Below are 20,916 nucleotides of genomic sequence, written 5' to 3'. Positions count from 1 at the left end.
TTTTATGAATCGATTTCAAAATTTTATGAACTGTATCACTTTTACAATGGCAATCCTAAGTTATAATGTTTCGATGGATAAATTGGTCTTTAATGTGGAATTAGCGCTACCACGTATACCGCCTGAAACTGGCATGGTTTGCTCAAAATAGGCACTTGAAGCGATAGGAAAATGCGTGTTTCCGGTTAACATACCATGACTAGGATCCAAGCCAATCCAGCCCGTTCCAGGTAAAAAGACTTCTACCCAAGCGTGTAATTCGTATTCTGGTTGAAGCATGTCGAAGTAATAGTAGCCACTTACAAAGCGCGCTGCAAAACCTTGCTGTCGTAATAAATGAATTTGCATCCAAGACAAATCACGACACGACCCTCTTTTTAGTTGAAATGTGATATCTGGAGCTAAAGGTGACCCTACTTCTCTATATTCCACTATAAAATCATCATGCAATTGTTTGGTAAGATGTCTTAAATAGGGAATGGTCTTGCACTGCGAACCTTCCATAATTGCAGCTCCATAATCCAATAACTCTTGCGAAATAAGCTGACCTTCTAAAGCTGAAAACAATATTTTTTTCTGAAGCGCATTATATTGAAACGGCAATTGATTAAACGCCAAAGGATACACCAGAAATTCAAACGGGTTAAAGTCTTTAGTTTCCAAAATACTGGTGGCTGTAATCTGAAGTTGATTCGTCATACCTTCATACCAACAGAAGTTAATGCTATTGTGGTCTTCATCTAAAATCACTTTATGACCTATTGGCTGCGGTGAAATTTCTAATGAAAAATTTGTTACATCGAGATAAGCAGTAGCTCTTGGTCTGAATCTTAAATAATGAGGTTCCAAAAACACGTCTGAATCAAATGTATAATGGGTTTGATGTGTGATTTTGAATGTCATTAATTAACGGCGTTTAAAATTTAACTTATTTCAATAAAAAGTAAGACCAACAACGAATAGCCAAGAGCTAAAGGTTTACAAACTAATCACTATAGCTGACTCTGCGACTGCTGCTGAATATAAGGTTCTATAGAAAAGAACGAATTATAAATAGCAGATGAAATGTCGTTCAGCTTACCCTGAATATCATCTAAATACTCATGCATACCTTCGGCAATTATATCATTAATATCGGCATATTCTAACTGTGATTTTAAAACACCTAGTTTCTTTTGTGCGATGTTGCTAAACCCTACAGAACTGCCTGATAAGGTAATTAAACAACGTTCGGCACTCAGTAAACACGCTAATATTGATCTTGGAAATTCTGTGTCTAAAATCAAGAATTCAGCAATGCCTGAAGAGGTTAGTTTTCCATTCTTTTTTCTGTACATATCATAAGCACTCACCGATTTTAAAAGGGCGGCCCATTGAATTAAATCTAAAGACGATCCCACTAATTTTGGGGATTTTAATAATAAATGATATTTAGCATCTAACACACGAGAGGTTTTATCGGCACGTTCAATTAATTGACCCAATTTGGCAAAATGCCAACCATCGTTACGAGATATAGTCGCATAATACATTCCATACACCAACTGACAACCATTTTTTATATCTGTAAAAAACCGTCTTAATTCTTTATCGGTTTGATTCTTTTTAGCTGCGGCACCTTTAACTAAATAATAAAGCGCATTAATTTGTTCCCACACCTCTTTTGTAATTTCGGCACGGACAGCTCTAGCATTTTCTCTTGCGTTAGAAATACAATTAAAAATTGAGTTCGGGTTCTCTTTATCGAAGGTTAAAAAATAAATCACCTTGCTTTTCTCAACTTTAGGGTATAACGATTCATAGAGTTCCCAATCTCCTGTTATTAAAACAAGCGGTTGCCACTGCTCTACTTCATTAGGTGGTAACTCTAATGATAAATTATAATTCACATCCATAAAACGCGCATAGTTTTCTGCACGTTCAAGATATCTGTTCATCCAATATATGGTATTTGCGACTCTGCCTAACATAATTTTCTTTTTAACTGTTTAAAACCCAAGTATCTTTACTGCCTCCTCCTTGTGATGAGTTCACCACAATAGAGCCTTTTTCTAAAGCCACACGTGTTAATGCGCCTGGAATAATTTTAATACCTTCATCTCCATACAAAGCATAAGGTCTTAAATCCACATGGCGACCTTCTATAGTATTATCCGCAATAGTTGGTACGCGAGACAAATTAATCATAGGCTGTGCAATGTAGTTTCTTGGCTTCGCTTTAATTTTGGCAATAAATTCTTCTTGTTCTTTTTTAGTGGATTTAGGACCAATCAGCATGCCATAACCACCAGAAGCATCGGTTTGCTTCACGACCAATTTATCAATGTTTTCAATGACATATTTACGATCAGATTCTTCATCACAGATATAAGTTTTTACATTTGGTAAAATCATATCTTCACCTAAGTAATACTTAATAATTCTTGGAATGTAAGCATAAACAGCTTTATCATCTACCACTCCTGTGCCTGGTGCGTTAACCAAAACCACATTACCTTTAAGATAGGCTCTAAAAAGTCCTGGTGTTCCTAGTAGTGATTTCTTATTAAAGACTTCTGGATCTATAAAATCATCATCCACACGACGGTAAATAACATCCACCCGTTTTAGACCATTGGTGGTAATCATATAAACGATATCATTTTTCACAACCAAATCACGACCTTCTACTAACTCTGCTCCCATTTGTTGGGCCAAATACGAATGTTCAAAATAAGCTGAATTATACATTCCAGGAGTCATCACTACAACTGTTGGTTTGTCTATATCAACCAGTGATTCTAAAGTATCTCTTAAGGTATGCGTGTAATTATAAACAGGTTTGACATCGAGTTGTTCAAATAACTCAGGAAATGTGCGTTTTAAGATTTCGCGATTTTCAAGCATATAGGATACGCCAGATGGACATCTTAGATTGTCCTCAAGAACATAATACTGACCATCACCACCTTTTATTAAGTCAGACCCCGTAATATGACACCAAATATCTTTTGGTGGTTTAAAACCTTCCAACTCCTTTAAATAAGAGGCACTCGATAAAATCATTTCCTTAGGAATAATTTTGTCCTTAATAACTTTTTGATCATTATAGATATCTTGAATAAAAAGGTTAAGCGCTTTGATACGTTGTTGTAACCCTTTTTCGAGTTGCGTCCATTCGTCACTGCCAATAATTCTGGGGATAATATCTAAATGAAGAATCCGCTCTACTCCTTGATTATCACTGTAAACATTAAATGTCATTCCTAAAGAAAGCTGAGCGCGATCTGTAGCATGTTGCAGTGTATTTAACTTCTTCTGACTTAAACTTTGCAAGCGTTCGGCAAATAGTTTGTAATTAGGTCTAACGTTATTGTTTTCATCAAACATTTCGTCATAAAAACCTTTAGTGTCATAAGCGGAGAAATCTAGTTTTGGCATAGGCGGTTTAAGTATTTGTTAGTTTTTAAAATCGTCTTTTATTTAGCACTTACGAAGCTGAAAAGCTCAATCAATTTTAGTACCGAATTCAATATATAAATTGTCGTGATCAGGCCTTATGAGGGATTGCACCCCAACAAAGTACAACAAATATTGACTAGAATCTAATAACTACTTTCACTTTACGATTCCGATAATTATCAAGAAGGAAAAATATTAATACAGAAATTTAGTATTCCCATAATTGAGATTTCCTAAAAATATTCATTCAGATAGCGCCTTCTAAAGTCTCGTAGACCATGCTCTCAAAGCATTAATAGAATCGCAACTTTCTAAAATAATAAACTTGTAATCATTAAAACCATCAAGATTTTAATCTTATAAGTCAATAGACTAGGTAACTTAATTTTAAATTTGGATAGACTTAAAAAATAAAATAGATATGAAAAGCGAAGACAAAAAAGCAGAGTACAATTCAGATATTACCAAAGAAGATGAAAAGATGTTAGGAGATAAAGCTGGAAACTTAAGACAAGATAATGGAGATGACGAAATACTTAAAAAGCGTGAAAATGAGCCTGATTTCGCAGCAAAAAATCTAGATATCCCAGGAGGTAGAAATGCAAGACCATTAACTAATGAGAGATATCCAGATGAAGAAAATAGACATCACAGCTTAGGGAGTGAACATAATGAAAATTTAGAGCTAGATATTGAAAACACTAAAGACAATTAGTTTAAAGCTGTACTTAAATCGTCGTACGTTTAAGCACTATATAGAATAAATACAATCAAAACCACAATAGTAGCAGGTATAATAAGCGCTGTTTTGGGTTTTGATTTTTTTGTTTAATCTATGTGATGGTGAAGTAGCAAAGTTAAAAATTTGTGAAGCTAAAAGAGACATCAAGAAACAAACAAAAACAAACAGCAAGCAAACAATCAACACCCAAATTCCGACAGCGTCGGAACCAACGATTTTCAGAAATAATGAGCTAAGAATAGAGTTAATTTACAATATCAAGTATTGAAAATATAGGTCTAAAAAAAACTTAAAATATTAATGCCTCAGCGAATGGCGCGTAGACAAATGCGATAGCATTCACGAATTCCAAACCTAAACAATAGAAACCCATGAGTAATTTCCTAACAAATCGTTTTGATCTTTTGGTTCGTTTTGCATCAAGGCAAAATGAACAAATAAAAAAAGGCATCGCAAAACAAAAGCTCTACAATGCCAATTCTTATATCAAAACAAACCACAATTACTCAGTAGCAAACGGATAATCCGTATACCCCTTTTTACCAGGAGTATAAAACGTACCCTTATCCCAATCCGCTAATTCTAAATGCTTCTCAAAACGCTCTACCAAATCCGGATTAGAAATAAAAGGCTTTCCATAAGCCACTAAATCCGCATCACCATCAGCAATAACTTTGTTACCTTTCTCTTGATCAAAATTAGTATTAATCATCAATGTCCCATTATACAACGGACGAAAATGCTTCGCAATATCAGTAACAGTAAACGGCACATCAGAGACATCGGTGAACGGTTCTGACAAATGCACATAAGCCAAATTATAGTCATTCAGTTTTTTTATAATATATTCAAACGTCGGAATGGTCTCTTCATCTACCGTAATTCCAAATAAACCGTTTAACGACGGATTAAAACGTACTCCAATTTTTTCTTGAGGAATCACCGTTTTCATAGCGTCTAGCACCTCAAAAAAGAAACGCGCTCTGTTTGTAATAGAGCCACCATATTCATCTGTTCTGATGTTAGAACAACCATTAAAAAACTGCTGAAATAAATACCCATTAGACGAATGTAATTCAATACCATCAAATCCGGCTTCCACAGCATTGGCAGCCGCATTTTTAAAATCATTAACGGTGCGTTTAATATCACCAGCAGTCATCGCTTTTGGAGTTACCGTATCCTTAAAGCCGTTGGGAGTAAATGACTGCGCATTTGGGTTAATAGCAGAAGCAGATACAGGCAACGCTCCATCGTGAAAATCGGGATGCGAAATTCGGCCAACATGCCAAAGTTGAATAAAAATAGTACCTCCTTTGTCGTGAACACGTTTGGTAACCGTTTTCCACCCTTCCACTTGCGCTTTAGAATGAATACCAGGAGTATTAATATAACCTACAGCTTCCTTGGAAACCTGAGAACCTTCTGTAATAATTAAACCGGCCGAAGCACGCTGTTCGTAATACAAACCTTGCAAGTCATCTGTAGGTACTTTCTCGTTGTTATCCGCACGACTGCGCGTCATCGGTGCCATAACAACACGGTTTTTTAAAGTAATATTTTTATGATAGGGAGTTAATAAATGTTGTGTTTGCATAATGTTTTATTCGAATTAATTTGAAGTATAAAGTTACGATTTTCATGTACAAATTTGGTAGATATAAATCAATTAAGATAGATTTAACCTTTCTTAAAAGCATCAAGACTTTGTTGTTTTAAGTCAAGACCAACAGGCTGTAATCCTTACATTTGAGTTGATTTTATGATTAATAATCATGAAAAGATTAATTTAAAATAGAAGTTATGAAAACATTAAAATTTATGTCAATACTATGTTGTTTGTCACTATTATTTTCAGCCTGCAAGGATGATGATAAAAACAATTTAAGTAATAATAATTCTCCAAATACAGAAGGTATTGGATACGTAGAAACTGATGCGTCTCCTTCCGATATTTACGACAACATTATATCTCAGTTAAATAGTAATGAGAACATTAGTATTATCGCAGAAGTTAATCATTCTGAAAACGCTCAGAACGTCGGCTTAGAATTAGATTTTACACGTACCGTATACTTTGGGAATCCAACATTAGGAACGCCACTATTGCAAAATAACAGTTCTGCAGGATTAGACTTACCGCAACGCATTACCGTATTTACTGATGATAATGGAGATACTATTGTGGCATATAATTCTATCGACTACTTAGTTAACAGACATGGTTTAAGTAATGTTTCAACAACAGATATGATAGCCAATGCACTTGTTACCATTGTAAATAACGCAACAGATAAAGATGTTGTTATAAATTCATCGCCTCCCATATTAAACGACGGAATTATTTCTGTGACGAGTACGAACGACTTCAATACAACCTATAATTTAATTTTAGATACCTTAAACAGTTTAGACGCAGTGTCAGTTATTGCAGAGTTAGATCACCAAGCTAATGCTCAAAGTGTTGCTATGGAGTTACTACCTACCAAATTAATAATTTTCGGAAATCCGGCAGTAGGAACACCATTAATGTCAGAATCAAGAACTACAGCTTTAGACTTACCCCAAAAAATGTTGATTTATGAAAATAGTGATGGTGATGTCAACATTATATATAATAATCCATTTTATATAGGGGAAAGACATGGTATAACTGAAAATAACGACACTTTAGAAATGATGTCTCAAGCGCTGCAAACCATATCAGCTTCTGGGACTTCAGAGAACTAAAATATAGGTGAGCTAAAACCCTCATTTTGGTAAGTATTGTGAAAAGCTTATAAATAATTTATTTATGAGCTTTTTGCTTTCATAACATGAACTCTTTTAATAATCATTTTTTTGTGGAATTTTATGATTTAAAAAAAAGTTTAATATTTTTATATTTACAGAGCTAAATTCGAACGCAGAAAAGACAAAAGAGCTGCAGCCACCAAAATATTAAGTAACTATTAAATTATCCTCTCCTCTATTGTTTCTTCTCACTATTATTAAGACCTTCGTAGAAAACCAAAAATGACAATATTCGTAGACATGGACGACGTCCTCGCAGACACTTACGGTAAACACATAGAATTATACAATAAAGAGCATCAACAAGAATTATGTATTTCTCAAATTTCTTCTGGCGAAATGTGGCATAATGTCCCAAAAGTACATCAAGAAAGTATTAGACAACACGCCTTGCAACCTGGTTTTTTTAGAGACTTAAAACCTATTAAAGACAGTATATTAGTTATGGAAGCGCTCTATAATAGACATGAAGTCTACATTGCAACAGCAGCAACTCAATTTCCGAATTCACTATTTGAGAAAAGCGAGTGGTTAGATGAGCATATGCCTTTCATTACATGGCAGCATCGTATTATGTGCGGTGATAAATTTATATTAAATGGAGATGTCCTTATTGATGACAGATCATATAATTTAGAAAAGTTTCAAGGAGACACTTTATTGTTCAATTCCCCTCATAACGTAAATGATACAGGATACAATAGAGTGGCCACTTGGGAAGATATTGCCAAACTTTTGCTTTAAAGAAACACATACATAGTTTCAATCTTACAAAAAATCGAATTAAGTTGGCAAGGCGACTTGCTTAAGTCGCTTCCGGATATTAAAAATGCGTTCGTCGCTAGGTAATGCATCCGCTCTCACCTTAATATTTTGAATTAATGAAAACTTAAGTTGATCTATGCCATGCAATAACGCTAATACAATATTGGCATTACAAGCCTCAAATCTAATAGAATGTTGATTTTGGCCTTCAAATTTAGCGTTTAATACACAACAAATGCTGTGCAATTTATTTACGGAATTAATAACATACGATAGATGAACATTTATAATAGTGATATTGTATATATAATGCTCTAATCTATATGCAATTAGACCTGTAAAATAAGTTACGTCTTTTTCAGTAATATGTATGGTTTGATTAGAGGTAAGTTGAGTAGTATTAAATTGAATTCTCATGATCCTATATGTTTTAAAATGTTAAATTTTAAGTACTATTTTAATGGAGTCGGAGATATTACATTCAAAGCCATACTAAAATAGTGATGGACTTTTTTGATAATTAAACTTGATTTTGGGCATCATAGGTTTGGGGTTTGGTTAAACTTATTGATTTTGGGGTACAATACTTGAACTACTTATAATGTAGTGTTTTACTTACATATATGCAATAAATTGAGGTTAAGCTTATGTTAAACAACACCAAATACGCTATTACCTAATTATTGTTGTCATTGTAGTAAGTCTAATTAAATTAAATACCATCAGTTTCTTAGAGAAGCACGGGAACACGCTGAATAGCTGTGGTCTGGAGCGCAGAAAATCCTGAGTTAATCAGGATTTTCTGTTGTTTTAAAACGAGGGAGTTTTAAAACTTTAAATCATTTAAGAAGCTATTGACGTTCTCTTTTGTTTCGCCTGTTTTCTTTTGAATACGGCCAACAACTTCGTCCTCCTTACCTTCTTGGTAATCTAGATCGTCATCTGTGAGCTCTCCCCACTTTTGTTTTAATTTTCCTTTTGCAATATTCCAATTGCCTTTTGCTTTATCTTGCCATGGTTTAGACATAATTTCTATATTTTTAAGTTAATAAAGTACATCACTTTGATCTACTATTGTAAATTTACAGGAAGTATTGAACACAGATTAACACAATCCATAGATAAATTAATGCAAAACATAAAAGCAAGCGAAAACGCATGATTTACACCATTATTGATGTTGAAACCACAGGACAGAGCAATCGCATGACTGAGATTTCAATTTTTAAATTTAACGGAGATACCGTAATAGATGAGTTTACATCATTAATAAATCCGGAAACTTACATCCCTCAACACATTACCGCACTCACCGGAATCGATGACCATATGGTTGCTGACGCTCCGCGGTTTGCAGAAGTTGCAGAAGACATTCTAAACATTACAGAAGGTGCCATATTTGTGGCGCACAACGTTAATTTCGATTATAAAGTCATTAGTGGAGAATTTAGCAGAATCGGTTTAGAATTCACTAGAAAGAAACTTTGTACTGTCCGTTTATCGCGTCGCTTATTACCAGGACATCGATCTTACAGTCTCGGGAAGCTATGCAGCGCTTTAGAGATTAATTTAGTGGGAAGACACAGAGCCAGAGGCGATGCAGAAGCCACAACCATTCTATTTGAATTACTATTACAACAACCCGAAGCTTCAGATGTTTTTAAGGAGTTTTTAAATAAGAATTCTAAAGAAGCGACCTTACCTCCTAACCTACCTAAAGAAACGTTTGAAGCTTTGCCAGATACCGCAGGTATATATTACTTTAAGGATAAAAAGGGAGTTGTTATTTATGTAGGCAAAGCTATTAACATCAAAAAAAGAGTGCTCAGCCATTTTTATAGTAAAACAAAAAAGGCACAAGATATGGTGAGAGAAACGCGCGATATTGATTTTGAAAGTTCGGGTAGCGAATTAATAGCACTTCTTATGGAAGATGCAGCCATTAAGCACCACTTTCCAATATATAATAAAGTAGCAAAGCGAACCGTTCAAACCGTTGCAATTTTTTCTTATGAAGATCGAAGTGGCATTTTGCACTTAGCGAGTAATAAAGGACGATTAACACCAAATCCCATTATTACCTTTTTTAACGTGAGAGATGTACGCTCTTATATGGAAAAGATATGTGAGAAACATAATTTGTGTCCTAAATATTGTCATTTGCAGGAAGCCGTTGCCGAATGTTCACATTACAGCATTAAAAACTGTAAAGGCGTGTGTAGAAACGAAGAATCTGTTGAAGCTTATAACAATAGAGTTCTTGAAGCCATACATGATATGTCTAATCAGAAGGAAGATTTTATATTGAGAGAAAAAGGTAGAAATCCGAATGAAGAGGCCTTCGTTATGATTAAAGATGGAGATTATCTGGGCTATGGATTTGTAGATAAAGATTCACAGATTAATCATATGGATGACTTGAATGCCTTTCTCATTCCGCAGAAAAACAGTGTTGATATTCAAAAAATCTTACGCCCCTACATTCTAAACATATAAAATGAGGTATTAAGAATATACTACGACTAACTATTAAATGAAGAAAACAGCACTATACGTGCTGTTTTCTATTTAGAAAAAAAAATATAAAATACTAAATGGTTAGGGAAATAGATTTTTGCTTATTCTCCTTTTTTAAATTGATAGTATAAGTGATTTCCGATCCGCTATGATGATCATAACGAACATTACATTTGCTATTCTTAAACGCCCATCCTGGATAATCTTTTGCTAATTGACGGCTAAGTGTTAATGGGATTCTCACATCCTCATAATATTCTTCCGAACTCAGAATAATACCTTTAGTGTCATAAATTGCGGTTATATGATTGTCATTAGACTGAAAATTAACCGTATAAGTAATCGCTTTATTTTTGCTGTACACAGGATCTTTGGTGACATCAAAATTTGCTGCTGTTTTTTGTAATTTCTTAATACTAACAGCCAAAGGTTGTGCGGCTTCTAGTTCTAAATTTAAGTAGTTTTCATTCTGAATAGCAATCGTGCGCGGTGCGAATTTGTCGTCATCAAATTGAGACGTTTCCATTGCTAATTCATTTTGTGCAGAGCCAAAGGTGGTGAGTCCTAAAAATAGTAGACCAAATAGACATGTTTTCATGAGTGATACGGTTTTAGAGTTATACTGATGTAATTAAAATGGTTTAAGCTTTTTTCTACAGAAATACGTGGTTTAAGTAGAACACTGCTAAAGTATAATCTAAGACGTCTATTACCATAAAATCGGTATAGACCACTGATGTACAAGCGATAGACATTTAATAGACACTCTCACAAAGAGATACTCAAAACACTAATAAACAGTGGTTTATATATTTTGAATAAAGAAATCCAGATCGGTGTCTTCGGAGAGGTTTAATTTTTTTCTTAAGCGATAACGACTGGTATTTAGGGATGCCAAGGTTATATTTTGAAGGGTAGCGATACGTCGACTTTCAATTTTTAAACGAATTAAAGAGCAAAGTCTAATCTCGTTTTTACTCAAATTAGGATAACGCTTCATAAGTTGACTATAAAACGCATCACTTAATTTATCCAAACGTTCAAAAAATTCTTGAGTATCACTATCAACACTTATTTTATTTGAAATCGCTACATCGAGGTCATTAATCAATTTTGGACGCTCTTGGGAGTTGGCTTGCTTAATCACCTCTAATTGTTCAGCGAGTTCTTTGGCCCAATCTTGATCTTGCGTCAGTTTAATCGCAAAATCAGACAGATCGCGTTCTTTAGATTGTATTTCAGAATTAAGTTGCTCTACTTTTAATGCCGAATTTTCAAGCTGCTGTTCCGCAAGTAATTGCTTGTTCTTAGCATTGATAAGATGTTGTCTTCTACTGATAATAAGTGCCACTAAAATAATAATAAAAATAGACGACAAAAGCCCAATAAACCAAAGCTTAGCGCGCTGATTTTTAATCATATTCTCTTTTTGAATACGGTCTATTTTAAAATTTAATTCAATTTTATCTATGGTAATATCATTCAATTCTTCCTGCCACTTTTTGTCGGCATGATTGGCAAGGGCTTGAAGACTATCAGATACATGCGCTATTTGTTTTGCAGTGATATAGGCTTCCGAAATATTATTCTGAGTACGTAATAACAACTCTTTTGCACTTAAAAACTCTAATTTAGAGCTTGTAGATAAATTATGAGTTGTCTCGTCTAATTTTACAACAGATTCTAAATCGTTAAAAATGTGTTGGGCAGCTTCTAACCGATTTAAATGCGTGTTAGCTGTTATGAGTTGGGTGCCCGCACTAATTAATCGTGGTATATCTTTGGTTAACGTTTCTTCATTAATAGCCGTTTTATAAAACTTAAAATTCTGCGCATATAAAGGTTGAGCTTTGTCATACGCCTGCTGTTCCATATAAATATCAGCAATATTATCGCGTATACTTCCATTTAAAGTATGCTTGGGGAATTTAGCTTGTGTAAGTGCATAAGCACGCTCAAAATAATACATCGCAGAATCGAGGTCCTTTTTGTGCCAATAAAAAAAGAGCCCATAGTTATTTATAGAAGACGGATGATAGATATAATTTAGGTTCTTAGAAAATGCCATATTGATTTTATGCCGACTAGTAGCATTATCTAACAAGCCTAATTTGGCATAGTTTTCAGCAAGTATACTTCCAGCATAACTGCGCATTTCCTTAAATTTATCGCGTTCATCGAAAGTTAATAGATGTTCATGTGCTTCGTAATATGTAAAAAAATCGAGATAAGATTTTATAGATTCCTTCGGAAAGCCAACTTCCCTAAACCAATTTCCCGAATGCAAATAACTGTCTAAAACAAATTTTGTATGTCCTTCAATATGCTTTAAGACATCTAAACACTTAAAATGTAATGATAAATACCATTGCATTTCAGCATCAGAAAAGGAAACACGTCGGTACGTTTTAATATCATTCTCAGGGAAAACAGAGGCCATAGAATCACTAATCTGTTCGTACTGCCTAAAATAGGTTTCAGTAGTAAGCGCAGTACTTTGAGTCCACAATGGGAGAATTGTTACCGCGACAATAAATAAGAATGACGTATAATACTTAAGCATTAATTATCAATAGGTTGGATCGGTCTAAAGATACTTATTTTTTAAGAACCTATAAGAGATCTTTTATTGAAGCCAACCCCTAAAAAAAAAGATAGGATACGCACACTCGGGTCATAAGCGTATCTTAAGCGGGTGATAAGCGGGTCATAAGCGGGTTTGCTATTGAAAATTCCTACATCAAATAAAAAGGGCTACGTTGAGCTTACAGATTATGGTTAAAATGGCATTAGGCTTCTTTCCGCAGCACAGCCAAAGGAGAACTTTGCAACACAGATCGTATATTACTCAAACCAATTCCTAAAACCAACAGAGTAATACCTGGTAAAAACACTAAAAACGGAATCAATGACGGTGTAAAAGGTTCTTTAAATAATAAAAGTGCCAAACAAAGACTACTCACTAAGGCTAATAAAATCCCAACCAAACTACCTAATAAGCCTAAAAACAAATATTCTAAAGCTGAAATTTTTAGAATCTGCGCATTTTTAGCACCAAGGGTTCGTAAGAGTACACTTTCTTTAATGCGTTGGTATTTACTAGTCCGAACAGAGCCTATCAATACAATTATCCCAGTAATAATACTGAAGAAGGCCATAAAATTAATGACCCAAGACACTTTATCTAAGATGTCCTCGATAATGGTGTAAACCTGTCGTAAATCTATTATAGAAACATTCGGGAATTCTGCTACTAAATCGCGCTGCAATGCCGCAGAAGCTTTGTCGTCATCGGCATACGTAGAAATCACACGAAATTGTGGTGCCTGCTCTAAAGCGCCTACTGGAAACACAAAATTAAAGTTAGGTTGCAATTGTCTCCAATCTACTTTCCGTATACTACCAACCTTAGTTTCCATAAGTACACCTTGAACATTAAATGTAATGGCATCACCAATGTTAATACCGTCTTCTACAAGGTTGTCTGCAATAGAAACTAGTATTGGAGCATTAGGAGTGGTATGTGTTGTCCACTCACCTTCTAAAAGTTCTTCGGAATCAATCATCTCACCGCGATACGTACTCCTAAATTCGTGATTAAGGATCCAATTACGCATTTGTTTTGTCGTGTCTTGGCGTAGTTCATTGGCCAATTGACCTTTTATTTTATGAATGCGCATCGTAACAATAGGGATACTATTCACAATAGGCAAACCTTTTGCTTTTATGCGTTGTTCTATGGCGTCTTGCTGATCCGTTTGTACATCTAAAATGATAATATTGGCATTGTCATCACTCTGAGCTACTTCTGTTTTGGCTAACAAAATGTCTTTCGTAAAATACAACGTACTGATTAAACAGGTTCCTAAACCAATAGCGACCACCAAAACAACGGTTTGATTGTTAGGTCTAAATAAGTTCAATAAGCTCTGGCGTGCTGTAAAACCCCAACGTTTCGGAAAATAGGTTTTTATGCCTTTAATGAACAGTAAAGCAACACCTGTTAAAACAGCAAAAGCGACTAATGTAGCCAACATAAAACCTAAGGCATAAACGGCGTCATTCAACAACCAAAACGAAAATAAAAACAGAAATAACAACACGGCTCCTATCACTGCTACTCGCACTTTAAGTGGTTCTTGCGCTCCGTTTTCATCTACACGCAAAACATCTAGCGGCGAAACGTACCATGTTCTAAGCAATGGTAATAACGCGAATAAAACAGACATAAATAAGCCAAGAAAGACACCAATAAGTATCGGTTGTAGCGAGATGGAAATTTCAACAGAAAAGGGTAAGAAATCCTTTAATAAATACGGAAATAATTCTTGAACTCCAACACCAATCAATGATCCAACTAAGCCACCAACAATACCGATACCTGCAATTTGAATCAGAAAAATGAGAAAACTTTGCAAGCGAGAAGCTCCCATACATTTTAAAACTGCAATGGCTTTTAGTTTTTCTTTAATATAAATATGAACCGAGCTTGCAATCCCAATACACCCTAATAATAAGGCAATAAAAGCAGCCAAATTAAGAAATTTACCTACATTATCATAACGTCTTCCCAAACGTTCACTCGTGCTTGTATGCGTATCTAAATCGGCTTCTTCGGCTTTTAATTGTGGATCTATAATTTCTTCAAACGCTTCTAAATCGAGAGTTTCTGGCGTTTTAAAGAAATACTGATACTCTTTACGACTACCAAATTGTAAGAGTCCTGTGTCTTCAATAAATCGATAAGGAATAATGATTGGAGGTGCTACAGAAGTAGAAATAGCAGTACTTCCAGGAATCGCTTTTAGAGCCCCTAAAATAGGAAGTGTTAAGGCTCCTACTTTAATAGAATCCCCTTCTTTTACATCAAATTGAAGCATTAAAGTCGCATCAACTAATGCTCCACCTAAATCTTGGTAAGTACCTGCTGCAGAACTAGGTTGAGTGTCTATAGTTCCGTAAAAAGGAAAGTCGCCATCCAAGCCTCGAACTTTAACTAATTTGGTGCCTCCATTCTTAGGAAAAGCAATCATAGATACAAAGTTAATTTCCTTAGCATCGGGTTGTAAGGAATCTATAATGGCTTGTGCGCGTTCTGTAGGTTGTTGCTTTGTATCAATGGTATAATCGGCGCCCATTAAGGCTTTAGATTGCAACTTTATATTGTCTTTAAGATTAGAGCTAAATAATTGTATAGATACTACAGCTGCAATACCTAAAATTATAGACGCCATAAATAGCAACAAACGTACTCTACTCGCTTTGGCATCTCTCCAAGCCATTTTAAAAAGCCAGGTTGTATTTTGATTCATGTTTTGTGAAATGTTTACAGTACTGCAGTACGTTCGTTGGTTAAAATTCGGCCACCTTTAAGTCGTAATATTTGTTGCGTTCGGTTGGCTAAATCCAAATCGTGTGTAATAATCACCAAAGTCGTTCCGGCTTCTTTATTCAGCTCAAATAAGAGTTGAATCACTTTTTCTCCTGTTTCTTCATCTAAATTCCCTGTTGGTTCATCGGCAAATAAAATGGAAGGTGCATTAGCAAAAGCTCTCGCTAAAGCCACCCGTTGTTGCTCTCCACCAGATAACTGTGACGGGTAATGATGCACACGATCTGCTAAACCGACTTTCTCTAGTAGCGCTAAACTCTTTTTAACAGCGTCTTTATTACCTTGAAGTTCTAAAGGCACACTCACATTCTCAAGAGCTGTTAGGGTTGGTAATAACTGAAAATTCTGAAATATAAAGCCCACATTCTTATTTCTTAGTTGTGCGCGTTGGTCTTCATTTAGGTTTTTTAAGTCTTGTCCACAAAGTTCTATCGTACCAGAATTAGGTTGGTCTAAACCTGCACATAAGCCTAATAAGGTCGTTTTTCCACTTCCCGATGGTCCAACAATAGAAAAAGTTTGTCCTGTTTCTACTTCAAACGAAATGTTTTGTAAGACTGTTAATTGTTTGTTACCGCTAGAATATGTCTTTTCTAGACCATTAATCTTTAATATATTTGGCATACTAATTTTAATTTATAAGACCATTTATGTCGAAGGCTCAAAATACTCATTTGCATTTAATTTCACCAATATCTACGCCATCTAAACTCTTAAAGTTTTGTTATATTATAACTGCCTTTTTATTGGTGGCTTGTGGTAATAATAAAACAGAGAAAACAACAGAAAACCAGTCTGAGACACAAACAGAAGAAACTGTAACAACGGAAATCAATACTAAAACCATTCTATGCTTTGGCGACAGTATTACAGCTGGCTACGGATTAGATGACACAAACGATGCATTTCCTGGTGTTTTACAACAGAAAATTGATTCCTTAGACTTAAATTATACTATTGTTAATTCTGGAGTCAGTGGAGAAACTACAGCCGGAGGAAAAGGAAGAATTGATTGGATTTTAAACCAAGACATTGATATCTTTCTATTAGAATTAGGCGCTAACGATGGCCTACGTGGTGTTAACCTTGTAGAAACGGCCACAAACCTTCAATCTATTATAGATGCTGTAAAATCTAAAAGTCCTAAAACTAAAATTATACTAGCAGGTATGCAATTACCTCCAAATATGGGACAAGAATACACAAGAGATTTTAAACAAGTCTTTATGAATATAGCCGAAAAAAATGACTTAGCATTTATTCCATTTATATTAAAAGATGTTGGAGGCATTAAAGAACTCAACCAAAATGATGGTATTCATCCTACGGTTGAAGGTCATAAAATACTAGCCAATACCGTTTGGGAGGTTTTAGAACCATTGCTTCAATCTTAGATAATAGTCACGCGAACTTTCTTTTTCTTTAAACGTGTATTATTCAATTTAGCAACCAATTCATCAGCAATACTAACAGGTACGGCAACAAAAGCACAGTCTTGTTTCAATTCTATAACACCTAACTGATCTTTAGAGATTTCACCTTGTTTAAAAAATAAACCTGCAATATCTCCTTTAGAGATTTTATCTTTTCGTCCTCCTGAAATAAATAAAGTGGTCCAAAACGGAGGTTTTATCTCGCCAGAAGCATTTATTCTAATCGTTTTAGAGTTTTCAATAAACTCAGGAAACACTTCTCTATCGCCTTTTATAAGATAAGCTGTGCCTTTAGAGTTTACACGTGCAGTTCTACCATTTCTATGAGTATATTCTTGATATGCATCCGGAATTTCATAGTGAATAATATAACTCATTTCAGGAATATCAATTCCTCGTGATGCTAGATCACTAGCAATAAGTATAGACACACTTCCGTTTCTTAATTTTATTAAAGCACGTTCGCGATCGTGTTGTTCCATACCTCCATAAAAACAGGTATGCGCAATGTTCTTTTTATCTAAAAAACGACTTAAATCTTCGAGACGTTCTTTTTTATTACAAAACACAATTCCAGGCTCATTGCCCACGTGATGTAATAAGTCGACCAAAGTATTATGCTTGTTTGCCGATGGTGAAACCACCGTTTTAATTTCGAGTTTAGAACTTGGTTTCTCCGTTAAGAAATTTAAGGTCTTAGCTCCATCCATTTTTAAATACTTAGGAATAGAAGCTCCTTGAGTGGCAGAGGTCAGAATTCGCTTAGTAACATTGGCCAAATAACTCATGATATCTTTCATCTCACCTCCTGCTCCAACTTCAATTGAAATATCAAACTCATCGATAACCAAAGTTTTAATAAATTCAGTCGTAAAACGAGCTTGTTCAAAATGATCGGCTAAACGTCCTGGAGTCCCAATTAAAATAGCAGGAGTGTGTTTTAGTTCTATTTTATCCTTTGAAATAGCACGACCTCCATAGATAGCATTGGCTTTATAACCAGAACCCATATTACGAATTACCGTTTCAATTTGAATCGCCAATTCTCTAGAAGGCACAATGATTAAGGCTTGTACTTCCTCACATTCAGGATTTAAGGTTTCTAAAAGTGGTAATAAGAATGCTAAGGTTTTACCTGTTCCTGTGGGAGATAATAAAATAGTTTTTTCATTAGCCTCAATAGACGCCAAAGCAGACTCTTGCATTGGATTGAGCGCATAGATATTTAATTTTTCGAGAATATCTTGCTGTGCTTTGATGTTATTTGCCATAACTATTTTTTCTTTTTCTTAGGTTTAGAATCGTCTGATTTTTGAGATCCTAATGACGTTTGTGCCAACTGATTTGCCAATACTTTTTCGATCAATTCTTCTTTAGTTAAATGATGAAATACCGTTCTGACGTCTTTTCTTAAGTGTTCAGAAATGGTACGATTGGGTTTGGTCTTAAATATTTTTTTTGCCCATAATAGGGCTTTATTTTCTTCTATGCTTTGGGTGTCTGCTTTTTTGTATTCCTTAAATGATATACCTAATTCATCTTCAAAATCTGCAATATCAATGACTTCTTCTTGTTGCAGAATAGTTAAAGCTAAACCCTTTGCTCCTGCTCTAGCTGTTCTACCACTTCTATGTACATAGGCATCGTAAGTATCTGGCAAGTGGTAATTAATTACAAATTCTACAGCTTTAATATCTAGTCCACGAGACGCTAAATCTGTTGCCACTAAAATATCAATATGGCCTTCTCTAAATTGTCCCATAATCCGATCGCGAATACCTTGCGTTAAACTACCGTGAATCGCACCAGAAGAGAATTTATTAATCGCTAAATTCTTAGCCAATTTATTGACGGCCGCTTTCGTTTTACAGAATATAATACCGCGTTGGCCTGCTTTTGAATTTAAGAAATGCAATAAAACATCTAATTTTTCAATAGGTTCTACCACCACAAACTGGTGATCGATACCTTGATGTCCAACAGTTGCCATATCTGCTTCAATATGCACGACATGTTTAGACATGTAATTTTGAACCAATTGTTTTATAGTTCCTGGCATCGTCGCTGTAAACAATAACGTACGTCTCTTTTTTGGGATTTCTGTTATTATAGCATCAAGACCATCTTTTAAAGCACTGACCATTTCATCGGCTTCATCTAAAATAAAATAAGCGATGTTTGAGATATCAACGGCTTGTCTTTTTACTAAATCGGCCAAACGACCAGGAGTTGCGACTACGATATGGGTGGTGTTTTGTAAACGTTCAATTTGTGGTTTTATAGGAATACCTCCACAAACTGTCGCTATTGAAACTTCTGGACTATATTTTCCAAACGCTGATAAATTAGCACTTATTTGTTGTCCTAACTCACGTGTTGGTGCTAGGATAACGGCTTGTATATTTGGATTGTCGACGTCTATTAATTGCAATAATGGAAGTCCAAAAGCCGCAGTTTTTCCTGTTCCCGTTTTAGCCAAAGCCACCACATCTTCTGTTTGATGCAATACTGCAGGAATTGTTTTTTCTTGAATATCGGTTGGAACAGAAATTTGTAAATCAGCTAAACCTTTTTGTAGCTGCTCATTAATTCCTAAATCGGAAAAACGTTTGGACATAAAAAATAATTTTTGCAAAGGTAGGCATACCGTTCTTGGTAATGGATAAAATAGTTATCATTCCTACAAAGACATCATACTATTAGTTATGAAATTAGATTCCTGATTTAAAAGGAACGTAATGTGGTTAAGAATTTGATAGCAAAATGGCCATCAACAAAATTACTATTAAAGTTGGTGTGCTATTTATTTTTTTATCACACGAACATTGGTAGCAATTGGGCCTTTTTCACCTTTTTCGATATTGAAAGTCACTTTATTCTTTTCTCTAATCTTATCAATTAGGTTGGTTGTATGAACAAAAATCTCTTCTTCGGAATCTATTATGGTTATAAATCCAAAGCCTTTTTTCGCGTTAAAAAATTTCACGGTTCCTTCTTTCGTCTCGCTTACTTTGTTAAGATTAAACAATTTGTTTATGAAACTTCTAATCATCTTTCTGTTTTAATTTTGATTTATAATGTTGAAAAAGTAATAATTATTAATAGCACTACTTTTTTATTTAACGCTACAAAAATAGTATAAATAATAGAGTTTGTAAGTAAGACTTCATATATAGTTGATTAGTATTGTTTTTCATCGTAAAGATTATATGAATTTATATCTTTGCATTTTTGTTAATTAGCCCTTAGAAAAACGTGGAACAAATAAAAGCACACTTAGATCAAATAGCGACAATATCGCAATCGGATTGGGACTTTTTTACGTCTAAATTACAGCGACGCGTGATTAAAAAGAAGAGCATTTTTCTAAAAGTTAATGACATAGAAAACCATATTTCCTTTATTGAGTCTGGTGTAGTTCGCTTATTTATTCCCAAGGATAATCCAGATAAAGAAATTACTTTTGGCTTTAGTTTTAAAAATCAGTTTGTTAGTGCCTATGATTCTTTCTTAACACAGACACCTTCAGCATATCAATTACAAGCCCTTTCAGAAACAACCTTGTTGAGTATGACATATTCCGATTTACAAGATGTTTACAAAACTACTCAAATCGGAAATTTAATAGGTAGATTAACAGCAGAACGCCTCTTTCTATTAAAATCTAGTCGTGAACAAAACCTTTTAAACCTTACAGCCGAAGAACGTTATTTAAAATTATTTAAAGAGCGACCAGAGCTTTTAAAGATTATTCCACTCAAATACATTAGTTCTTACATTGGTATAACTGCACAAGCCTTAAGTAGAATTAGGAAACGTGTTTAATTTTAGTA

20 protein-coding genes are annotated in these 20,916 nt (G+C 34.6%); 7 read left to right on the top strand and 13 right to left on the bottom strand.

What is annotated here, in order from left to right:
- Positions 1-60: 60 nt before the first annotated feature.
- The 3 genes from HM992_RS12705 to HM992_RS12695 all read right to left on the bottom strand — a co-directional run bounded on the left by HM992_RS12705 (position 61) and on the right by HM992_RS12695 (position 3,420).
- Entirely contained in the window at positions 61-903 is an 843-nt protein-coding gene (locus HM992_RS12705) for a transglutaminase family protein (RefSeq protein ID WP_179319927.1), read from the bottom strand.
- A gap of 89 nt (positions 904-992) precedes the next feature.
- A complete protein-coding gene (locus HM992_RS12700; protein WP_179319926.1) occupies positions 993-1,970 on the bottom strand; it encodes an alpha-E domain-containing protein in 978 nt (325 codons plus the stop codon).
- A 10-nt stretch (positions 1,971-1,980) separates the two neighbouring features.
- Positions 1,981-3,420 carry a circularly permuted type 2 ATP-grasp protein gene (locus tag HM992_RS12695; protein ID WP_178985345.1) on the bottom strand — a complete coding sequence of 480 codons (1,440 nt, stop codon included), beginning with the start codon at positions 3,418-3,420 and terminating at the stop codon, positions 1,981-1,983.
- A gap of 442 nt (positions 3,421-3,862) precedes the next feature.
- Between HM992_RS12695 and HM992_RS12690 the strand changes: the two genes are divergently transcribed.
- Together HM992_RS12690 and HM992_RS12685 are read left to right on the top strand one after the other, a co-directional pair.
- On the top strand, positions 3,863-4,156 hold the full coding sequence (locus tag HM992_RS12690) for a hypothetical protein (protein ID WP_179319925.1): 294 nt from the start codon (positions 3,863-3,865) through the stop codon (positions 4,154-4,156).
- 398 nt (positions 4,157-4,554) lie between these two features.
- Positions 4,555-4,707, top strand: coding sequence for a hypothetical protein (locus HM992_RS12685; RefSeq protein WP_178985343.1), 153 nt, complete (start codon positions 4,555-4,557; stop codon positions 4,705-4,707).
- Here HM992_RS12685 and HM992_RS12680 read toward each other — a convergent pair.
- Entirely contained in the window at positions 4,686-5,780 is a 1,095-nt protein-coding gene (locus HM992_RS12680; RefSeq protein WP_179319924.1) for an alkene reductase, read from the bottom strand. The two genes, HM992_RS12685 and HM992_RS12680, sit on opposite strands and share 22 nt — an antisense overlap.
- A 206-nt stretch (positions 5,781-5,986) precedes the next feature.
- Here HM992_RS12680 and HM992_RS12675 point away from each other — a divergent pair, with 206 nt between their 5' ends.
- Together HM992_RS12675 and HM992_RS12670 are read left to right on the top strand one after the other, a co-directional pair.
- Complete coding sequence (locus HM992_RS12675) at positions 5,987-6,913, top strand: DUF302 domain-containing protein (RefSeq protein ID WP_179319923.1); 927 nt, start codon at positions 5,987-5,989, stop codon at positions 6,911-6,913.
- A 285-nt stretch (positions 6,914-7,198) separates the two neighbouring features.
- Positions 7,199-7,720: a 5' nucleotidase, NT5C type gene (locus HM992_RS12670; protein ID WP_179319922.1), complete on the top strand. Its 522-nt coding sequence runs from the start codon at positions 7,199-7,201 to the stop codon at positions 7,718-7,720.
- A 39-nt stretch (positions 7,721-7,759) separates the two neighbouring features.
- Here HM992_RS12670 and HM992_RS12665 read toward each other — a convergent pair whose 3' ends face one another.
- Together HM992_RS12665 and HM992_RS12660 are read right to left on the bottom strand one after the other, a co-directional pair.
- Entirely contained in the window at positions 7,760-8,158 is a 399-nt protein-coding gene (locus HM992_RS12665) for a hypothetical protein (protein WP_178985339.1), read from the bottom strand.
- 409 nt (positions 8,159-8,567) lie between these two features.
- Entirely contained in the window at positions 8,568-8,768 is a 201-nt protein-coding gene (locus tag HM992_RS12660; protein WP_092467835.1) for a CsbD family protein, read from the bottom strand.
- A 131-nt stretch (positions 8,769-8,899) separates the two neighbouring features.
- Between HM992_RS12660 and HM992_RS12655 the strand changes: the two genes are divergently transcribed.
- Entirely contained in the window at positions 8,900-10,237 is a 1,338-nt protein-coding gene (locus tag HM992_RS12655; RefSeq protein WP_179319921.1) for an exonuclease domain-containing protein, read from the top strand.
- Positions 10,238-10,331: 94 nt separating this feature from the next.
- Here the strand turns inward: HM992_RS12655 and HM992_RS12650 are convergent, their stop codons facing one another.
- From HM992_RS12650 to HM992_RS12635, 4 genes are all read right to left on the bottom strand, one after another.
- Positions 10,332-10,856 carry a hypothetical protein gene (locus HM992_RS12650; protein WP_179319920.1) on the bottom strand — a complete coding sequence of 175 codons (525 nt, stop codon included), beginning with the start codon at positions 10,854-10,856 and terminating at the stop codon, positions 10,332-10,334.
- Between the two features lie 207 nt (positions 10,857-11,063).
- A complete protein-coding gene (locus tag HM992_RS12645) occupies positions 11,064-12,821 on the bottom strand; it encodes a helix-turn-helix transcriptional regulator (protein ID WP_179319919.1) in 1,758 nt (585 codons plus the stop codon).
- A gap of 226 nt (positions 12,822-13,047) precedes the next feature.
- On the bottom strand, positions 13,048-15,540 hold the full coding sequence (locus HM992_RS12640) for an ABC transporter permease (protein WP_179321083.1): 2,493 nt from the start codon (positions 15,538-15,540) through the stop codon (positions 13,048-13,050).
- A gap of 44 nt (positions 15,541-15,584) precedes the next feature.
- Positions 15,585-16,274 carry an ABC transporter ATP-binding protein gene (locus HM992_RS12635; RefSeq protein ID WP_179319918.1) on the bottom strand — a complete coding sequence of 230 codons (690 nt, stop codon included), beginning with the start codon at positions 16,272-16,274 and terminating at the stop codon, positions 15,585-15,587.
- A 26-nt stretch (positions 16,275-16,300) separates the two neighbouring features.
- Between HM992_RS12635 and HM992_RS12630 the strand changes: the two genes are divergently transcribed.
- Complete coding sequence (locus HM992_RS12630; RefSeq protein WP_179319917.1) at positions 16,301-17,044, top strand: arylesterase; 744 nt, start codon at positions 16,301-16,303, stop codon at positions 17,042-17,044.
- Here the strand turns inward: HM992_RS12630 and HM992_RS12625 are convergent.
- The 3 genes from HM992_RS12625 to HM992_RS12615 form a co-directional block, all read right to left on the bottom strand.
- Positions 17,041-18,354, bottom strand: coding sequence for a DEAD/DEAH box helicase (locus tag HM992_RS12625; protein ID WP_179319916.1), 1,314 nt, complete (start codon positions 18,352-18,354; stop codon positions 17,041-17,043). The two genes, HM992_RS12630 and HM992_RS12625, sit on opposite strands and share 4 nt — an antisense overlap.
- A 2-nt stretch (positions 18,355-18,356) precedes the next feature.
- Positions 18,357-19,700: a DEAD/DEAH box helicase gene (locus tag HM992_RS12620; protein ID WP_179319915.1), complete on the bottom strand. Its 1,344-nt coding sequence runs from the start codon at positions 19,698-19,700 to the stop codon at positions 18,357-18,359.
- Positions 19,701-19,886: 186 nt separating this feature from the next.
- Positions 19,887-20,135: a cold-shock protein gene (locus HM992_RS12615; RefSeq protein ID WP_179319914.1), complete on the bottom strand. Its 249-nt coding sequence runs from the start codon at positions 20,133-20,135 to the stop codon at positions 19,887-19,889.
- A 203-nt stretch (positions 20,136-20,338) separates the two neighbouring features.
- Between HM992_RS12615 and HM992_RS12610 the strand changes: the two genes are divergently transcribed.
- Positions 20,339-20,908 (top strand): Crp/Fnr family transcriptional regulator, encoded by a 570-nt coding sequence (locus HM992_RS12610; protein ID WP_178985330.1) that lies wholly within the window; start codon positions 20,339-20,341, stop codon positions 20,906-20,908.
- Positions 20,909-20,916 lie beyond the last annotated feature (8 nt).

Origin of the sequence: Winogradskyella helgolandensis, assembly GCF_013404085.1 — a bacterium.
In the GTDB taxonomy this organism is placed as follows: domain Bacteria; phylum Bacteroidota; class Bacteroidia; order Flavobacteriales; family Flavobacteriaceae; genus Winogradskyella; species Winogradskyella helgolandensis.
The sequence above is the reverse complement of the archived record's forward strand: the minus strand, read 5'-3'. Positions and strand labels throughout refer to the sequence as shown.